The organism is Arthrobacter sp. T2-23, from assembly GCF_055398325.1.
In genome coordinates this window covers 844667-861120 of the sequence record NZ_AP027917.1, presented here as the reverse complement: position 1 = coordinate 861120, position 16454 = coordinate 844667, and the positions used below count along the sequence as shown (strand labels likewise).

Here is a 16454-nt window from a genome sequence, read left to right as displayed (position 1 = left end):
CCAGCGGCCATGGCTGGCCAGTATTGGAAGGCTAAGCAAGGTAAGCCGGACCTTGCCTGCGGGCGGTGTCAGCCCGCCGGCAGGGTGGGGAACGACGCCGGATCGGCCGCCAGGCCGGGGGCTGCGTCCGTAGTGGCACCCCAGAAGGCAGCCCGGCGCGCCGCCCCCAGGAGCCCGGTGATGGCCCACTGCCGGGTGTCACCGTCGCTGAAGGCCACCAGATCGCCGTAGGCGGGCAGCGCTGCGGTTTCCAGCGCGGCCAGTCCGGGTCCCGGGGAGGCCAGGAACGCCGGGTCGAGGGCGTAGCCGGCTTCCCGCGGCGGGATCGGGGCGCAGTGCCCCCGGCTCAGGGATTCCGCGCCAGCGACGAGGGCTTCATGCCGGGCGAGGTCCTCGGCGGCCGACTTTGCCGCCGCCCCGTCCAGGCGGGTCAACGCCACCTGGTATTCGTAGACGGTTTCCAGCTCGGTGCGGATGAGTGCTGCGAGGGCGCCGGGCAGATCGGCCTTCCCAGCACCCGTCCCGGTGCCGGTCGCGCCGGCCGCCGCCGGCGACGCGGGCGCGGCAGGGCACGATGCGGCACCCGTACTCGCGCCGGCCGGTCCGGGATCCTGTTGCCCGGCCGCCGGGTCCCGGACGCCTGCCGCGGCAGCGAGCGAGGAGGCCTGCAGCAACTGCCCGGTGCCGACGGCGGCCAGCAGCCTGGCCATCCCGCCGTCGACGGCTGCCGCATCGGCGAGCCGCTGCCGGCCGCTCCGTGCCAGGTCCGCAGCCAGCCGGTCCACGGTGGGCGGCGCCGGGGTGGGCGACGCCGAAGAGGCCGACGGGGTGGCCGCCGCCTGTGAAGCCGACGGCGTGGCGGTCGCCTGTGCTCCGTTTGCGGGTGCGGTTTCCGTGGCGGAGCCCGGAAGCAGGGCCCGGGCCTGGGTTGTCAGCAAACTCACAGTGCGCGTCACGGCCGGCAGGGCGGCGGCCGCCGTGGCGGGAACGGCCGAGTCGGCCGGGGCGGCGCCGAGCTGTTCGCCGGCGGCCTTGAGGTGGAGCGCATCGGCCAGGGCGGCGGCGCGGGCGCGCTCGGACAGCGGTGGTTCCTGTGTTTCCGGCGGCTTTCCGGGCTTCAACACCATGCCCAGGCTGACCACCACCAGGGCGAGGCAGGCGAGGAGTGCGAGGCGGGGGAGGTGCCGTGCCAGCCGGGTCCGCCGTCGATTTTCCCTGCTGTCATCTTTCACAACAGACCATTTTGTCATGGTTGGGATGCCGGCCGGGAACTCCATGCACCACGTCGCCGGGAATATCGCTAGGCTAGTAGACACAACATCATCTAGCGGGAGGCGGGCGGCATCATGACCAACGCAGAAGCCACGACTTCAACAGACCGGACCGGGACGGGGAAGGCTGAAGCCGCACCCGCTCACAATCTGGAGGCCGAGCGCCTGTACGCGCTCCTTGAGCCTGCAGTCCTGGCCAACCGGCTGTACCTGGAGGACGTTTCCATCCATGTTGCCGGTGCCAACAGGGTGGTCCACGTGGTGGTGGACCTGCCGCAGGAAGAGACCGGCGGCGTCAGTCTTGACGTCATCGCCGAGATTTCAAAGACCCTCTCCGACATCCTGGACACGGACCCGAGCACCGACTCGCGGCCCTACGACCTTGAGGTGTCCTCGCCCGGCGTCGGCCGTCCGCTCACCGAAGAGCGGCACTGGCACCGCGCCCGCGGACGCCTCGTCACGGTCAACGTGATCCAGGGCGACAACGTCACGGGCCGCATCCAGTCCGTGGACGACAGCGGCGTGACCCTGGTCCCGGAACTGACCGTCAAAAAGGGGATGAAGCCCAAGCAGGGCGAACCCGTCAAGCTTCCTTTCGACAGGATCCGCAGTGGAAAAGTCGAGATAGAGTTCAGCCACCTCGAAGAGGCCGGTCTGGAGAACGACAATGGACCTTCCGAGGAGGCCTAATGGATATTGACATGAGCGCACTGAGACTCCTGGAGCGTGAGCGCGAAATCCCGCTGGATCTCCTGATTCCGACCATCGAACAGGCCCTCCTGGTGGCGTACCACAAGACGCCGGGGGCCTTTGAGAAGGCCCGCGCCGAGCTGGACCGCAAGAGCGGCCACGTGACCATCTGGGCCACCGAGATCGACGACGACGGCGCCCCCATCGGCGAATTCGAGGACACCCCGGCCGGGTTCGGGCGGATCGCGGCGAGCACCGCGCGGCAGATCATCCTGCAGCGCCTGCGCGACGCCGAGGACGACAACGTTCTGGGCCAGTTCAAGGGCCGCGAGGGCGAACTCGTTGCCGGCACCATCCAGCAGGGCAACAACCCGCACATGATCCAGGTGAACCTCGGAACCGTGGAGGCGCTGCTGCCCCCGCCCGAGCAGGTCCCCGGCGAAAAGTACCTCCACGGCAACCGGCTCCGCGCGTTCGTCATCGACGTCCACCGCGGCACCAAGGGCCCCTCCATTACGCTCTCCCGGTCCCACCCCGGACTCGTCCGTAAGCTCTTCGAACTGGAGGTCCCGGAGATCGCGGACCGTTCGGTCGAGATTGTGGCCCTGGCCCGCGAAGCCGGCCACCGCACCAAGATCGCGGTCAAGGCAAACACCCCCGGCGTCAATGCCAAGGGCGCGTGCATCGGCGAAATGGGCTCGCGGGTCCGCGCCGTGATGACCGAGCTGAACGACGAAAAGATCGACATCGTGGACTACAGCGACGATCCGGCGACATTCATCGCCAGCGCCCTCTCGCCGTCGCGCGTGAATTCCGTCACCATCACGGATGAGGCCGCCCGGTCCGCCCGCGTTGTCGTGCCGGACTACCAGCTGTCCCTCGCCATCGGCAAGGAAGGCCAGAACGCCCGCCTCGCCGCCAAGCTCACCGGCTGGCGGATCGATATCATTTCCGACGCCGCGGAGAACCGCGACAAATAGGCCACACCAGCGCCCCGTCCGGCGGCACCCGGATCCCTGCAAGTTCGGGGTCCGGGCGCCGGAGGGGCTAGAATAGACATGACCGCGCCTAAGGGCCGGTGTCCGCGTGCCCTCGGGCATGCAGTCAGGTACAGGCAGGAAGATACTCGGACGTGGCACAAGTGCAACCCCTCGAGAATCAACCGCAACGTACCTGCATCGGATGCCGGCAAAAAGGTTCGCGGTCGGAGCTTCTCCGGCTCGTCGCCGGCGCCAGCGGTTCATCCGCTGTCGTGGTGGACGAACGACGCCGGATGGCTGGCAGGGGAGCATGGCTGCACCCCAGCGAAAAGTGCCTGGCACTGGCGGTCAAACGTCGAGCGTTCGGACGCGCCCTTAGCGGGGCCTCCGTCACCCCCGACGTCGAACGCCAGATCCTGGCAGGCACGCAAGCAGTGGGCACCCCGGTGGCCGCAGCAACAACCGTCCAACCTGAAAGCGGGTCAGAAAACTGATGGAAACCCGATGAGTTCCCAGCGATGAGTGCGCAACGATGACAACTTTGTTGCGCTCTGCAATGGGCCTTTCAGCTGCACTCGCGGCGGAGGCCCGCAGTAAGAAGTAGACGGTTCGTGCCTGGCTCGGTGCGGACCGAGACAGGAGAAATGTGGCCAAGGTCCGCGTACATGAGCTTGCTAAAGAGCTCGGTATTACTTCCAAAGATGCAGTAACCAAACTGCAGGAACTGGGCGAATTCGTTCGCTCCGCCTCTTCCACCATTGAGGCCCCGGTGGTGCGGAAACTCCGCAACGCCTACCCCGACGCGCCAGCTGCTCCGAAGTCCGAAGCACCCGCGTCCGCCCCCAAGGCCAGCCCCGCAGCGACACGACCGGCGCCCGCGCCGGCTCCGGCTGCGCCGAAGGCCGCCGAACCCAAGACTGAAGCACCGGCACCGGCACCCGCTCCGGCCGAGGCCCCTGCAGCGGCTCCGGCTGCCTCACCGGCTGCCGAGGCACCCGCGGCCCCGTCCGCCGGCGCCAAGCCCGGCGCCCGCCCGGCACCGAAGGCTGAGGCCCCGGCTGCTCCGGCACGCCAGGGCGGCTCCGCGCCTCGTCCGGGCGGGCCCCGCCCCGGCAACAACCCGTTCGCCACGTCCCAGGGCATGCCCCGCGGCCGCGGCGGCGACAACGAACGTACCTCGCGTCCGGGCAACAACCCGTTCGCTCCTTCCCAGGGCATGCCGCGTCCGGGCGGAAGCCGCACCGAGGGCGAACGCCCGGGCGGCCCGCGTCCCGCAGCAGGCGCCGGCGGTCCCCGTCCCGGCGCTCCGCGTCCGGCCGGCGCTGCCGGTGCACGTCCGGGCGCCCCGCGTCCGGCCGGCGCACCCGGCGCCCGGCCCGGAGCCGGCGGAAACCGTCCGACTCCCGGCATGATGCCCAACCGCACCGAACGTCCCGCACCCGCTGGTGCAGGCCGTCCCGGCGGCGGCGGTCGTGGCCCGGGCCGCCCGGGTGGCGCTCCTGGCACCGGTGCTCCCGGCGCCGGCGGCGGCGCTCCGGCCGGCGGTGGCTTCGGCAAGGGTGGCCGCGGTCGCGGTGGCACCCAGGGTGCTTTCGGTAAGGGCGGCGCAGGCCGCGGCAAGCAGCGCAAGTCCAAGCGTGCCAAGCGCCAGGAACTTGAGCAGATGAGTGCCCCGTCGCTGGGTGGCGTGAGCGTACCCCGCGGCGACGGCAACACCGTAGTCCGGCTCCGCCGCGGCTCGTCCATCACGGACTTCGCCGACAAGATCGAGGCGAACCCCGCAGCACTGGTGACCGTCCTCTTCCACCTCGGCGAAATGGCTACCGCCACGCAGTCGCTGGATGAGGAGACGTTTGCCCTGCTGGGCGAGGAGCTTGGCTACAAGCTCCAGGTCGTATCCCCGGAAGACGAGGAGCGCGAGCTGCTCTCCGGCTTCGACATCGACTTCGACGCCGAGCTGGAAGCCGAAGGCGACGAGGAACTTGAGGCCCGTCCTCCGGTCGTCACCGTCATGGGTCACGTTGACCACGGTAAGACCCGCCTGCTCGATGCCATCCGCAAGTCGGACGTTATGGCCGGCGAGCACGGCGGCATCACCCAGCACATCGGTGCCTACCAGGTCACGCACAACCACGAAGGAACGGATCGCAAGATCACCTTCATCGATACCCCGGGCCACGAGGCGTTCACCGCCATGCGTGCCCGTGGTGCGAAGGTCACCGACATCGCCATCCTCGTGGTGGCGGCGGACGACGGCGTTATGCCGCAGACCATCGAAGCCCTCAACCACGCACAGGCGGCCAACGTGCCGATCGTCGTGGCCGTGAACAAGATCGACAAGGAAGGCGCCAACCCGGACAAGGTCCGCGGTCAGCTGACCGAGTACGGACTGGTCCCGGAAGAGTACGGTGGCGACACCATGTTCGTGGAGGTCTCTGCCCGCCAGAACCTGAACATCGACGAGCTGCTCGAGGCTGTCCTGCTCACCGCAGACGCAGCCCTGGACATGCGCGCCAACCCGAACAAGGACGCCCGCGGTATCGCGATTGAAGCCAACCTGGACAAGGGCCGCGGCGCGGTTGCTACCGTCCTGGTTCAGTCAGGCACCCTGCACGTCGGCGACACGATCGTGGCAGGCACGGCCCATGGCCGCGTCCGTGCGATGTTCGACGACGACGGCAGCGCCCTGACCGAGGCAGGCCCGTCCCGCCCCGTGCAGGTCCTGGGTCTGTCCAACGTCCCGCGCGCCGGCGACACCTTCTTCGTGACCGCTGACGAGCGCACCGCCCGCCAGATCGCCGAGAAGCGTGAAGCTGCGGACCGCAACGCCGCCCTGGCCAAGCGCCGCAAGCGCATCAGCCTGGAAGACTTCGACCAGGCCGTCGCCGATGGCAAGATCGACACCCTCAACCTCATCCTCAAGGGTGACGTGTCCGGTGCCGTGGAAGCCCTCGAAGACGCGCTGCTCAAGATCGACGTCGGCGAGGGTGTCCAGCTCCGCGTCATCCACCGCGGCGTCGGTGCCATCACGCAGAACGACGTCAACCTGGCCACGGTCGACTCCGCCGTCATCATCGGCTTCAACGTCAAGCCCGCCGAGCGTGTTGCCGAACTGGCAGACCGCGAAGGCGTGGACATGCGCTTCTACTCCGTCATCTACGCAGCAATCGATGACATAGAGGCAGCCCTCAAGGGCATGCTCAAGCCGGAGTACGAAGAGGTCCAGCTTGGCACCGCCGAGGTCCGCGAAGTGTTCCGTTCCTCCAAGTTCGGCAACATTGCAGGCTCGATCGTCCGCTCCGGTGTTATCCGGCGCAACGCCAAGGCCCGCATCAGCCGCGACGGCAAGATCATCGGCGACAACCTCACCGTTGAGACGCTCAAGCGCTTCAAGGACGACGCCACCGAGGTCCGCACGGACTTCGAGTGTGGTATCGGTCTTGGCTCGTACAACGACATCAACGAAGGTGACATCATCGAGACCTTCGAGATGCGCGAAAAGCCGCGCGTCTAGTCTGAGCTAGCGTTACACAGGTGCGGGGCCGTTGGATTTTTTCCGGCGGCCCCGCCCCTTCCGCCGTTGTGGGGGCCCCGCCCCTGCGCTGGGCGGCCAACGTCTGACGACGTCGGCCGCCCAGCTCCGGCAGGCCCGATGCCACTCCCGGGCCCCCACAACGGCTCCAGGGGACGGCGGAATCGAACCTTCCGTCCGTCGTAAACTCGCTTCAAGGCGTGGCATCAATGACCGGAACTTGTCCGGCGACCGTTCAGGCGTCGCCGTACATCCAAATTTTTTAGGAGTGGAAATGGCTGATCCCGCACGGGCTGCCAAGTTGGCGCAGCGGATTAAGGTTGTCGTCGCTGAGGCCTTGGGCCGGAGGGTGAAAGATCCCCGGTTGGAAGGCGTGACCGTGACCGATGCGCGTGTGACCAATGACCTGCAGCACGCCACGGTCTACTACACGGTGTTCGGCGATGAGGTGGCGCAGGCCGATGCTGCCAAGGGGCTGGAGAAAGCGAAGGGTGTGCTGCGCCAGGAAGTCGGCCGCAACATCACCGTCCGGCTGACGCCGACGCTGGAATTCGTGGCCGACCAGATCCCCGTGGTGGCCTCGAACCTTGAGGAACTGCTGCGCGAAGCCAAGAAGCGCGACGCCGAGGTGGCAGCCCTCGCGGCCAGCGCCACGCACGCCGGCGACGCCGATCCGTACAAGAGCGATGTCCCCGAGGACGTCGAACTCGACGAAGACGACTTCGACGAAGAGGATACTGACCTCAGTGTCGACCGCGACGTCGACGAGGACAGCAACAAGTAGCACCAAGCACCTGCAGTACTGGCCGGGCCCGGAAACGGGCCCGGCCAGTGCCGTCTGCGGGGCCGTTCGCGCCCGTGGGGACTTTGGGCCCTATGCCCAGCCCTGGCCGGGGCGTCCCATGGAGTCATGACTGCGGGCGAACAGAACGGCGGCGGGCGGCCGTGACCTCCGCCCTGACCAAGTGTCCGCAATGCGGCACGACCAACCGCATCCCCGCGGCGGCGGCCGGGCACCCGCGGTGCGGGAAATGCCGCCGGGATCTTCCCTGGGTCGTCGAGGCCGGCGACGCGGACTTTGCCGGGGTCGCGGAGCAATCGCCGGTTCCCGCCCTGGTCGATTTCTGGGCAGACTGGTGCGGGCCCTGCAGGATGGTTAGTCCGGTATTGGACAAACTGGCGCAGGAGCGGGCGGGACGGGTCAAGCTCGTCAAGGTGGATGTGGACAAGTCGCCGGGTCTCTCGCGGCGCTTCGACGTACAGGCCATTCCAACCCTCCTCGTTATCACCGACGGCACAGTGGTGGCGCGTCAGGCCGGAGCGCCGCCGGCTGCCGCCCTGCGCAGTTGGCTGGACGACGCGCTGGCAGCCCGGCGCGAAGGGAGCAAGCCATGACCGAAATCCTGCGCTACGAAGTCGGATCGGGAACGGTGCTGGTCGAGGTCGACGAGGGCAGCTTCGGCGTCGAGCGGCCCGCCCGCAACGAACTTGGCATCCTCGACGCCGGCCGGCGGCTCGAAGATGCCCTGGCCGCGGTGCGGCCGGCGGCAAGGGCCGCCGCCGAGGTGATGCGGGAGCTGGCCCCCGAGCACCTGGAGCTGCAGTTCGGCGTGAAGCTGGCCGGCGAGGCCGGGGCCATCATCGCGCGCAACTGCGCCGAGGGTCACTTCATCGTCAAGATGTCCTTCACCGCGCCGCCGGTGCCGCCGTCGTCGCCGGAAGACGAAATCCGGCTCTGAGCCGGCGCCGGATTCAGTAGCGCCGCTGCCGGGGACCGGCCGGTCGATGAGTCAGCGCCGCCGTCGGGCGCCCAGACCCCCGAGCAGCGGGGAACCCATCCCCAGCAGGAAGCCGAAGTCATACCAGTTGCCGGAGCGCGCGGTGTTGTAGAACGGAAACTCGCTCCACGCCCCGAAGACGTGGACGATCAGCACGATCCAGGCCGTGAGCCCGTTCCAGATGCCCCACAACAAGTCCTGCCACCACATGAGGTTCCTCCTTGCGCCGCCACCCGCGTCCGCGCCGTGAATCCGCGCACCTGCGTGTGGTCAGGCTACTGCCTGGCGTGTTCGGGCGGTAGGGACCCGGAGTCCGCGTCGCGGGCGGGAAGCCTGCCCAGGCCCTCCACGAGGTCGGCCTGGGCGCCGCACAATGCGATCCGGATCCAGCCCTCGCCGATGGAGCCGAAAGCGGTCCCGGGGGCGAAGGCCACCCCGGCCTCGGCGAGGAAACGCCGGACCCATGCCCGGACGTCGCCGCCGCTGACGTGCGAGACGTCGGCCCAGAGGTAGAACGCCCCCTGCGCGGTGAGGAAGGGGATGCCCTTGGACTCCAGTACGGCGGAGGCTGCGTCCCGGTTGGCGCGGTAGTGCGCGTGGGCGTGGCTGACGTAGTCCTGCGGACCGGTCAGGGCGGCCAGGGCCGCGTACTGCGAGGGCGAGGCGACACAGGAAACAATCGCCTCCATCACGTTGTTCATCTGCTGCTCGAGACCGGGCGGGCAGATCAGCGCCCCGATCCGGAGCCCGGTGAGTCCGTAGGTCTTGGAGAGGGTCAGCGAGGTGAACACCCGCGCCTCGCCGGGAACGTCGCTGTCGAAGCGCGCCGGGCTCACGTGCGGGACATCGTAGGTGAAGGCCTCATAGCATTCGTCCGAAATGATCCACAGATCGTGCCGGACGGCGAGTTCCACCAGGCTGCGGGTGAGCTCTTCGCCCAGCACGGCCCCGAGCGGGTTGGACGGCGAGTTGAGGATCAGCACCTTGGTGCGAGGCGTGATGAGCGCCTCGATGTCTTCGATCCGCGGCTGGAAGGCGTGCTCCGGGTAGAGCGGGTACCTCACCGGGACGGCGTGCAGCAGGCTGGAGGTCATCGCAAACGTCGGGTAGCCGGGGTTCGGGATCAGGATCTCGTCGCTGGGGGAGAGCAGCAGGCTCATCGCGAAGTGCAGGCCCTGCTGTGCGCCGTCGACGACGTACACCCGGTCTGCGCCGACGTCCGTCGCGTTGTGCTCCCGGAACCGTGCCGCGAAAGCTTCGCGCAGCGCCGGAATCCCGGCGTTGGGGGTGTAGTTGGTCTCGTCCCGGTCGAGGCACGCCATGCCTGCCTCCAGGATGTGGCGGGGCAGGGCGAAGCCGGGTTCGCCAATGCTCAGGACGATCGCGCCGGGGGTGTGCCAGGCGGCCTCGGTGATCTCGCGGATCTGGTTGATGGGGACGTCGCGGACGTGGGCGGCTAGCTCTGGCATGTCTGCCATCCTAGTCCGCGGCCGGCGGTCGGCAGCCGCCGCGCCGGGGGCAGGTCCGGGCGCGGATATACTGGGAGGCGTGCTTTCTGGACTGGTGATAGTGGACAAGCCGCAAGGCTGGACCAGCCACGATGTGGTTGGGCGGATGCGGCGGATCGCCGGTACCCGAAAGGTTGGCCACGCCGGAACCCTGGACCCCATGGCGACGGGTGTGCTGGTGCTCGGCATCAACAAGGCGACCCGTCTGCTGACTTACATCGTGGGAACCTCCAAGACCTACACCGCCACCATCCGCCTCGGCGAGTCGACCGTCACGGACGACGCCGAGGGCGAAGTTACGGCCACCCGCAGTGCCGCCGCGGTCACCGAGGACAGCGTCCGGGCCGGTGTAGCCGCCCTGACCGGGGAGATCCAGCAGGTGCCAAGCAGCGTCAGTGCGATCAAGGTCAACGGTGAGCGTGCCTACGCCCGCGTCCGTTCCGGCGAAGACGTCAAGCTCGCTGCGCGGCCGGTGACGATCCACCGCTTCGAGATCCACGAACTCCGCCGCTCGCAGGACGGGGAAGCCCTGGACCTGGACGTGACCGTCGAGTGCTCCTCCGGCACCTACATCCGTGCACTCGCCCGGGACCTCGGCGACGCCTTGGGAGTCGGAGGCCACCTCACCGCCCTCCGCCGGACCCAAGTGGGCCCCTACACCCTTGACCGGGCCCGCACTCTGGAACAGCTGGCCGAAGAGCTGGACGTCCTGGAAATGGCGCAGGCCGCCCGGGCGCTGATGCCCAACCGCGAGCTGAGCGAGGAGGAGACCACCGAACTGTCCTTCGGCCGCCGGATCGCGGCCGGCGCCGCCGCGGGCACGCCGGACGCCGCGACCCCTGAGAAGCCGGCCGCCGCTTTCGCGCCCGACGGCTCGCTGGTGGCGCTGCTGGCCGACGCCGGCAACTATGCCAAACCCGTGCTGGTCTTCGCGCCGGACAATGAGAAGCCGGCGGGCTAGCAGTGGACGCGTATTTCTACATCATCCTGGTGGTAGGGCTGCTCTCCACCCTCCTGTGCGCCGGGGCCGGCATTCTGAAGAAGGCCCCCAACGACGCAACCATCCTTTCGGTCGCCGCCGTCGAACTGTCCCTGCTGGTGTACCTGGTCGGCTCGATTGTCCGCGTAGCGTCCGGGGAACACATTGCGGGGGAGCCCTGGGAGTTCTGGGGCTACCTCATCACGGCGCTGATGCTTCCGGTCGGGGCGGTGTACTGGGCCATCCTGGAACGCACGCGCTGGAGCAATTTCGTGCTGGCCGCCGTCGGTGTCACCGCCCTGGTGATGGCGGCCCGAATGAACCAGATCTGGTACTGACATGGAAGAGGCAAAGAACGACATGACGGCTCCACAGCAGGGCACGGGCGACGCCGCCGCGACCGCCGATTCCACCTCCACTCCCACTGCCGTCCCGGCGCCGCGGGATACCCGCAATACCGGCCCCGGCCGGCTGCTGATAGCTGTCTATGCGGTCTTCGCCCTCTCGGCCACCGCCCGGGCCGGATACCAGATCCTCACCAAGTTCTCCGAGGCGCCCCTTGCCTACCTGTTGTCCGCCTTCGCCGCCGTCGTCTACATCGTGGCAACCGTCTCCCTCGCGAAGGCCGGCCGGACCTGGTTCAAGGTATCCGTGGCCGCCGTGCTGGTCGAGCTGATCGGTGTTTTGGTGGTCGGTGCGCTCAGCCTCTTCGATGCGGTCAACTTCCCGCACGAGACGGTTTGGTCCCTGTTTGGACGCGGCTACGGCTTCATCCCGCTGTTGCTGCCGATCCTCGGCCTCATCTGGCTGTACCGCCGCCGTCCCGCGCCCCGGCGTTCCTGAAGAACCCTCCCGCACGACCCGTCAGCCCTGGACCGGGGCTTTCTTTGGCGTGCCCCGCGGCACTCGATAGTAAGCAAACTTGCCAAATGTATAGTAAGCATGCTTATTGTAGTACTTAGGTGCGGCCGCGGATAGCGGCGCACCCACGTTTGTCCACCGGAGCGAGGGAGGCATCATGAGCATTGTGAACGCCGTTCCCCGAGCAACATGGGAACCGAAGACAGCAGGCACGGGGCGCCGGAACGGGTGCCGCCGATGAGCCACAGCCCGGAGACCAAGAAGTGGCGGACCGACCAGATGCTGTCTATGGCAGCCAGGGTGGTCGAGCGGCGCAAGGACCAGGCGCTTGCCGCACTGGGCCTTACGCATGCCGCCGTCATCGCCTTGCAGGGGCTTGCAGCCGGGCCGCTTAACCAGGAGCAGCTGGCGCGCCGGATCGCGGTGCAAAGCCAATCCCTGGGCAAGGTGCTGGCACGGCTGGGAGAATCGGGCCTCGTCACGCGCACCCGCGATCAGCGGGATCGGCGGCAGTTTTCCGTGTCCCTGACGTCGACCGGCCGCGAGGCGCTGGCCAGCGCGCACCAGATCGAGTGCAATGCCCTGCCCGAGGATCTGGAGGGCTGGACCACCCTGCAGCACGACCTGGCCAGGATTCTTACCGCTTTCGAGGTCCCGGGCCGGTTCTGAACGGGCTCGTTCCGTGCGGGAGTGCGGGTGCCGAAACCGGCTACCTGTCGATTTCGCCGGCGAGGTCCTGGAGCCTGCGCCGCAGGGCGGGCCAGGCTGCCGCGAAGCCCGGGTGAAGCTCCTTCTTACTCACGCCCTCAAGGCTGACCCACTGCAATTCAAGGCTCTCGGGGTCGCTGATGGCCGGTTCGAAGGGCTCGATGACCTGGGCGGCGACCGTCGTATAGGACCAGTAGCCGACGTCGAAGACCGAGGTGAACAGCACCCGGACCGCTGCGGACGGGACGGCCGCTTCCTCGTTGGCCTCCCGGAGCGCGCCGTTGACGGCGTCTTCACCTTGATGCAGGGCACCTCCGGGAAGTCCCCACGTGCCGCCGTGGTCGCTCCACGTAGCCCGGTGCTGAAGCAGGACGCCCTTTTCGGCGTCGTGCACCAGCAGGCCGGCGGAGCCGAAGCGCCCCCAGAAACGGCCCTGCGCGCCCTCAACCCAGGCATCGCCGGGATCGCGCGGTCCCAGCGGGCGGCGGGGCTCAAGGTACGGATTGCGCTGCGGCTCCTCCCGTGGTGATTCGTCCTGCGCCGGCGTTCCGGCTGGCTGCGGGGAGACTGGGCTGTCCATCCCGATAGTCTGCCATTTCTGGGGTTGGTGTGCTCCCTGGCCGCCCGCGTTTGGCGCACCTTATAATGTCTGAGCCCCGCGGTTGAATTGGTTCATGGGAATCAGTGCAGCTCTCATGACTCGTCCCGCCAGTATCACCGGCCGGCTGCTCCCGCGCCTGCATGATGAGCCTGCCGCAGGCTGTTCTGCTGCCGCGAATAATGTCGTAGGTCCCTGGTTGGATTGATTCATGGGAACCAGTGCAGCGGTCACCTTAGCTCCGGCCATTCGGCCGGATGATGATGTCCGCCGCGGCCACGCACCGGAACTTGGTGACATCCTCGGCCGATTCCAGCGGTTGAGTGCGACGGCGGCGCAGGATGCGGCGCTGTTCGGATTCGGCGAGGCGGCGGAGTTGGCCGGCCAAGTCGAGGAAATCTCCCGGGCCGTGGAGTACCTGCAACTGGTTGCCGCGGGGGCCGTGGACCGCACCCGCAAGGAAGCCGCCGCTGCCGGCAGTGCCCCGGTGCTCGATGACGGCTACCGCAAGAGCTCCGAGTTTCTGCGGGACCGGTTGCAGATCAACGCCGCCGAAGCCCACCGGCGCCTGTCCCTGGCCGGGGACGTGCTGCCCCGCACCGGGATGACCGGCCAGCCGCTCCCGCCCGTGCACGAGGAACTCGCCGCCGCCGTAGCCGGCGGGTCCGTGCAGTCCCGGTCCGCGACCATCATCACGCAGGCGCTGGGCCGGGTGCGGTGCGTCTGCGACGCGGAGACGGCCGCCCGGATGGAACACGCCCTGACCCGCACCGCGGCCGAGCACGACTCGGACTTCCTGGCCCGGATCGCGAGGCGCTGGGTGGACGCGATCGACCAGGACGGCGCCGAACCCTCCGAAGAACTCCTCCGCCAACTCCAGGGCGCCTTCATCCGCAAACCCCGCCACGGCCTGCAGCACCTGGAAATCTTCGCCACCACCGAACAGTTCGAACATCTCCTCACCGTGATGAACACCGCCACCAACCCCCGCACCCCGGCCGCCGGTGGTGTTGGCGGAGCCGAGGGGGAATTGGGCGGCAGTGAGAGGGCGGCAGCCGGCGGCGACACCGCCGCGGACGCGGAGGCGGGCACTACAGCGGACGGGTTCGTGCCGAACCAGCTGGACCGGCGGTCCCGGCCGCAGAAACTCCTCGACGGCCTCGTCGGCGGCTGCAAAGTCGCCCTCGCCTCCGGCGGACTGCCCGCCGCGGGCGGACTCCGGCCCCAGGTCATGGTCACCATCGACTACCGCGACCTCCTCGACCGGCTCCGCAGCTACGGGGACACCGTGGAGGCCGGCGCGCCCGGCCGGACCGACACTGCCAGCACCTACCCCGACCCGGCCGGGCAAATCCTGCGTGCTGGTCCGTTCGGGTTCACCGGCACCGGGACATTGGCGTTCACCGGGCCCGTCACCGCCGCGACCATCCGCAAAATTGCCTGCGACGCCGACATCATCCCCGTTGTGCTCGGATCCCGTGGCCGGGTCCTGGACATCGGCCGCACCAGCCGCATCTTCCCGCCGCACATCCGCAAAGCCATCACCGCCCGCGACCAGGGCTGCGCGTTCCCCGGCTGCACCATCCCCGTCCCCTGGTGCGAAGCCCACCACATCGACTACTGGTCCCGCGGCGGCACCACCAGCACGGACAACGGGACATTACTTTGTTCACACCATCACCACCTGATCCACAAGGAACAATGGACCATCCGGCCCCGCAACGGGATCTCGTGGTTCATCCCGCCACCCCACCTCGACCCACACCAGACCCCGCGGCGAAACCCCTACTTCAGATCGTGAAGGACGCTGCCAGCCGACTGGGGGATGCCGGTCGGAAACGGTTGGGCACCGACCAGGGAATCAGTGCTCCTTCGTCGGAAGGTTGGTGTTCGTCGATCCGCGCGACTCGGAACCCGGTCAAGAGCAGCACGAGAGAGGCCAGCAGCAGGAAGGCTGCGGCCGCCCAGAGCGCCGTGTCGGTGCCCGCCACGATGGCTATGATGCCGCCCCAGGGAGCTCCGAGGACGATCATTCCTCGGTTTATCGAACGCATCGTGGCGCTCATTCGGGCGATGAGCCGGTCCGGGCAGCCAAAAAGGCGCGTCAGAGAAGTCGAGGAATCGCCCCGGGCCGGCCCCGGAGGTAGGTGATCGGCGCATCGGATGCAATAGTGGCCGGATGATCAACCAGCAGCAGCTCTGGGACGACGAGGCCGCGAGGCACTACGACACTCCGGGCGAGGGAATGTTCTCGCCCGAAGTAATCGGTCCGACGGTCAAAGTTCTGGCAGAACTCGCAGGCGAGGGCCGGGCCGTTGAGTTCGCCATCGGCACGGGCCGGGTGGCCATCCCCCTGGGGGACGCCGGGGTCCAGGTCAGCGGCATCGAACTGTCCCATGCGATGATCTCCCGCCTGCGTGAGAAGGTCACCGAGGACCAGATTCCCGTCGTCCAGGGCGACATGACCGAGGAAGTTGCGGGCGAGGATTTCTCGCTGGCGATCCTGGTGTTCAACACGATCGCGAACCTGCTGACACAGGATGAGCAGGATCGGTGTTTCCAGAACGCCGCTCGTCACCTGGCGCCCGGCGGCCGCTTCGTGATTGAGCTCTGGGTGCCGCAGTTGCGATCGCTGCCACACGGACACGGGGGCACGGTTGAGGTGAGCCGGCCCGGGTACCTGCTGGTCGATACCTACGATGTGCTGCATCAGCACGTTGTCTCGCACCACGTGCGGTTCGGCCCGGACCTTTCCGACGGGCGGGAGGCCCGGATCGGACGGACGCCACACCGGTACATCTGGCCGAGCGAGCTCGACCTGATGGCCCGGCTGGCCGGGTTCGAGCTGGAATCCAGATGGGCGGACTGGGACCGCAGCGAATTCACCGCGGATTCCCGCAGCCACGTTTCGGTGTACCGGCTCAGGCAGGATTAAACTCGTGCAGGAATGAAGGCGGATGACTTGCCATCCGGCAGGCGGGCCATAGAATCGGCCACATGTCTGGTCTTGGGGGAGCGAAAACAGTCCGCTGCGTTGTGGTGCTCATGATGGGCGTGTCGTTGGCCGGTAGCCTGGCCGCCTGCGCGTACGAGGACGAAGGAGATCCGCAGCCGACGGCAGCGAGCGAAGGCCCCCGGCCCGCGCCCACCCTCCCCGCCAAGGACCCGGACGTGCTGGCCGCGGAAGCACGCAACTATGTAGAACTCGAACAGCGCCTGGGTACGGCCCCCGGATCAGTCCTGCTGGCCGATGCCGGCCCCGCCGACGGGCCCGGCGTCGGCTTCCGCAAAGCTGCCCCCGTCACGACTGCCGGACCATACACCGTCACCACGGCGTGCCTCGGCATCCCGCGCGCCCAGATCTACCTCTCCCAAGGGATCCCCGGCGACACCGATCATCAGGTGTTCGAAGTCGATTGCTCGGGAACCCGGACGCAAGTCATCCAGCTCCAGACGGGGTACATCGCCGCTCAGCTGTTGGGGCGCCGCGACCCCACGGAAGCCTGGACCGGGGCGGTCGCCGGGATCAGGATCACCGGCGGCTGAGCC

Annotated in this window: 19 protein-coding genes; 14 read left to right on the top strand and 5 right to left on the bottom strand. The window is 68.3% G+C overall.

Annotated features, from left to right (window positions below):
* Positions 1–68 precede the first annotated feature (68 nt).
* Positions 69–1232, bottom strand: coding sequence for a DUF4439 domain-containing protein (locus ACZ5Z0_RS03995; protein WP_464109985.1), 1164 nt, complete (start codon positions 1230–1232; stop codon positions 69–71).
* A gap of 114 nt (positions 1233–1346) precedes the next feature.
* Here ACZ5Z0_RS03995 and ACZ5Z0_RS03990 point away from each other — a divergent pair, with 114 nt between their 5' ends.
* From ACZ5Z0_RS03990 to ACZ5Z0_RS03960, 7 genes are all read left to right on the top strand, one after another.
* Positions 1347–1961 (top strand): ribosome maturation factor RimP, encoded by a 615-nt coding sequence (locus tag ACZ5Z0_RS03990; protein WP_464109984.1) that lies wholly within the window; start codon positions 1347–1349, stop codon positions 1959–1961.
* Complete coding sequence (gene nusA / locus ACZ5Z0_RS03985) at positions 1961–2941, top strand: transcription termination factor NusA (RefSeq protein WP_138769791.1); 981 nt, start codon at positions 1961–1963, stop codon at positions 2939–2941. Before ACZ5Z0_RS03990 ends, nusA begins: the two co-directional genes overlap by 1 nt.
* Positions 2942–3039: 98 nt before the next feature.
* On the top strand, positions 3040–3435 hold the full coding sequence (locus ACZ5Z0_RS03980) for a YlxR family protein (RefSeq protein ID WP_464109983.1): 396 nt from the start codon (positions 3040–3042) through the stop codon (positions 3433–3435).
* A 152-nt stretch (positions 3436–3587) separates the two neighbouring features.
* Positions 3588–6455: a translation initiation factor IF-2 gene (gene infB, locus ACZ5Z0_RS03975; RefSeq protein WP_464109982.1), complete on the top strand. Its 2868-nt coding sequence runs from the start codon at positions 3588–3590 to the stop codon at positions 6453–6455.
* Between the two features lie 292 nt (positions 6456–6747).
* A complete protein-coding gene (gene rbfA / locus ACZ5Z0_RS03970) occupies positions 6748–7257 on the top strand; it encodes a 30S ribosome-binding factor RbfA (protein ID WP_464109981.1) in 510 nt (169 codons plus the stop codon).
* 161 nt (positions 7258–7418) lie between these two features.
* Positions 7419–7868, top strand: a complete 450-nt coding sequence (gene trxA, locus ACZ5Z0_RS03965) for a thioredoxin (protein WP_464109980.1) — start codon at positions 7419–7421, stop codon at positions 7866–7868.
* Positions 7865–8212: a CU044_2847 family protein gene (locus tag ACZ5Z0_RS03960; protein WP_464109979.1), complete on the top strand. Its 348-nt coding sequence runs from the start codon at positions 7865–7867 to the stop codon at positions 8210–8212. The genes trxA and ACZ5Z0_RS03960 overlap by 4 nt, the downstream gene beginning before the upstream one ends.
* Before the next feature lie 51 nt (positions 8213–8263).
* On the opposite strand, the gene ACZ5Z0_RS03955 is transcribed toward ACZ5Z0_RS03960, so the two are convergent.
* Both ACZ5Z0_RS03955 and ACZ5Z0_RS03950 read right to left on the bottom strand, forming a co-directional pair.
* Complete coding sequence (locus tag ACZ5Z0_RS03955; protein WP_464109978.1) at positions 8264–8461, bottom strand: hypothetical protein; 198 nt, start codon at positions 8459–8461, stop codon at positions 8264–8266.
* Positions 8462–8526: 65 nt separating this feature from the next.
* On the bottom strand, positions 8527–9720 hold the full coding sequence (locus ACZ5Z0_RS03950) for a pyridoxal phosphate-dependent aminotransferase (protein ID WP_464109977.1): 1194 nt from the start codon (positions 9718–9720) through the stop codon (positions 8527–8529).
* Positions 9721–9799: 79 nt separating this feature from the next.
* On the opposite strand from ACZ5Z0_RS03950, the gene truB reads away from it, so the two are divergent.
* The 4 genes from truB (at position 9800) to ACZ5Z0_RS03930 (ending at position 12268) form a co-directional block, all read left to right on the top strand.
* Positions 9800–10720, top strand: a complete 921-nt coding sequence (gene truB / locus ACZ5Z0_RS03945; RefSeq protein WP_464109976.1) for a tRNA pseudouridine(55) synthase TruB — start codon at positions 9800–9802, stop codon at positions 10718–10720.
* A gap of 2 nt (positions 10721–10722) precedes the next feature.
* Entirely contained in the window at positions 10723–11076 is a 354-nt protein-coding gene (locus ACZ5Z0_RS03940; RefSeq protein WP_464109975.1) for a hypothetical protein, read from the top strand.
* A gap of 1 nt (position 11077) precedes the next feature.
* Positions 11078–11581, top strand: coding sequence for a hypothetical protein (locus tag ACZ5Z0_RS03935; protein WP_464109974.1), 504 nt, complete (start codon positions 11078–11080; stop codon positions 11579–11581).
* A 207-nt stretch (positions 11582–11788) separates the two neighbouring features.
* Entirely contained in the window at positions 11789–12268 is a 480-nt protein-coding gene (locus ACZ5Z0_RS03930; protein WP_464109973.1) for a MarR family winged helix-turn-helix transcriptional regulator, read from the top strand.
* A 40-nt stretch (positions 12269–12308) separates the two neighbouring features.
* Here ACZ5Z0_RS03930 and ACZ5Z0_RS03925 read toward each other — a convergent pair whose 3' ends face one another.
* Complete coding sequence (locus ACZ5Z0_RS03925; RefSeq protein WP_464109972.1) at positions 12309–12887, bottom strand: NUDIX domain-containing protein; 579 nt, start codon at positions 12885–12887, stop codon at positions 12309–12311.
* Positions 12888–13116: 229 nt separating this feature from the next.
* Here ACZ5Z0_RS03925 and ACZ5Z0_RS03920 point away from each other — a divergent pair, with 229 nt between their 5' ends.
* On the top strand, positions 13117–14706 hold the full coding sequence (locus ACZ5Z0_RS03920) for an HNH endonuclease signature motif containing protein (RefSeq protein ID WP_464109971.1): 1590 nt from the start codon (positions 13117–13119) through the stop codon (positions 14704–14706).
* Here ACZ5Z0_RS03920 and ACZ5Z0_RS03915 read toward each other — a convergent pair.
* The gene (locus ACZ5Z0_RS03915) at positions 14696–14959 is read right to left on the bottom strand and encodes a hypothetical protein (protein WP_464109970.1); all 264 of its coding nucleotides are present in this window, start codon (positions 14957–14959) and stop codon (positions 14696–14698) included. The genes ACZ5Z0_RS03920 and ACZ5Z0_RS03915 overlap by 11 nt on opposite strands.
* 125 nt (positions 14960–15084) lie before the next feature.
* Between ACZ5Z0_RS03915 and ACZ5Z0_RS03910 the strand changes: the two genes are divergently transcribed.
* A complete protein-coding gene (locus tag ACZ5Z0_RS03910) occupies positions 15085–15840 on the top strand; it encodes a class I SAM-dependent methyltransferase (RefSeq protein ID WP_464109969.1) in 756 nt (251 codons plus the stop codon).
* Positions 15841–15902: 62 nt separating this feature from the next.
* Positions 15903–16451, top strand: coding sequence for a hypothetical protein (locus tag ACZ5Z0_RS03905; RefSeq protein WP_464109968.1), 549 nt, complete (start codon positions 15903–15905; stop codon positions 16449–16451).
* Positions 16452–16454: the final 3 nt, after the last annotated feature.

Coding starts and splice junctions, on each gene's coding strand:
- ACZ5Z0_RS03990 (WP_464109984.1), top strand. CDS start 1,347: ATGACCAACGCAGAAGCCACGACTTCAACAGACCGGACCGGGACGGGG.
- nusA (WP_138769791.1), top strand. CDS start 1,961: ATGGATATTGACATGAGCGCACTGAGACTCCTGGAGCGTGAGCGCGAA.
- rbfA (WP_464109981.1), top strand. CDS start 6,748: ATGGCTGATCCCGCACGGGCTGCCAAGTTGGCGCAGCGGATTAAGGTT.
- ACZ5Z0_RS03960 (WP_464109979.1), top strand. CDS start 7,865: ATGACCGAAATCCTGCGCTACGAAGTCGGATCGGGAACGGTGCTGGTC.
- ACZ5Z0_RS03955 (WP_464109978.1), bottom strand. CDS start 8,461: ATGTGGTGGCAGGACTTGTTGTGGGGCATCTGGAACGGGCTCACGGCC.
- ACZ5Z0_RS03950 (WP_464109977.1), bottom strand. CDS start 9,720: ATGCCAGAGCTAGCCGCCCACGTCCGCGACGTCCCCATCAACCAGATC.
- ACZ5Z0_RS03935 (WP_464109974.1), top strand. CDS start 11,078: ATGGAAGAGGCAAAGAACGACATGACGGCTCCACAGCAGGGCACGGGC.
- ACZ5Z0_RS03930 (WP_464109973.1), top strand. CDS start 11,789: ATGGGAACCGAAGACAGCAGGCACGGGGCGCCGGAACGGGTGCCGCCG.
- ACZ5Z0_RS03925 (WP_464109972.1), bottom strand. CDS start 12,887: ATGGACAGCCCAGTCTCCCCGCAGCCAGCCGGAACGCCGGCGCAGGAC.
- ACZ5Z0_RS03920 (WP_464109971.1), top strand. CDS start 13,117: ATGGGAACCAGTGCAGCGGTCACCTTAGCTCCGGCCATTCGGCCGGAT.
- ACZ5Z0_RS03915 (WP_464109970.1), bottom strand. CDS start 14,959: ATGCGTTCGATAAACCGAGGAATGATCGTCCTCGGAGCTCCCTGGGGC.
- ACZ5Z0_RS03910 (WP_464109969.1), top strand. CDS start 15,085: ATGATCAACCAGCAGCAGCTCTGGGACGACGAGGCCGCGAGGCACTAC.
- ACZ5Z0_RS03905 (WP_464109968.1), top strand. CDS start 15,903: ATGTCTGGTCTTGGGGGAGCGAAAACAGTCCGCTGCGTTGTGGTGCTC.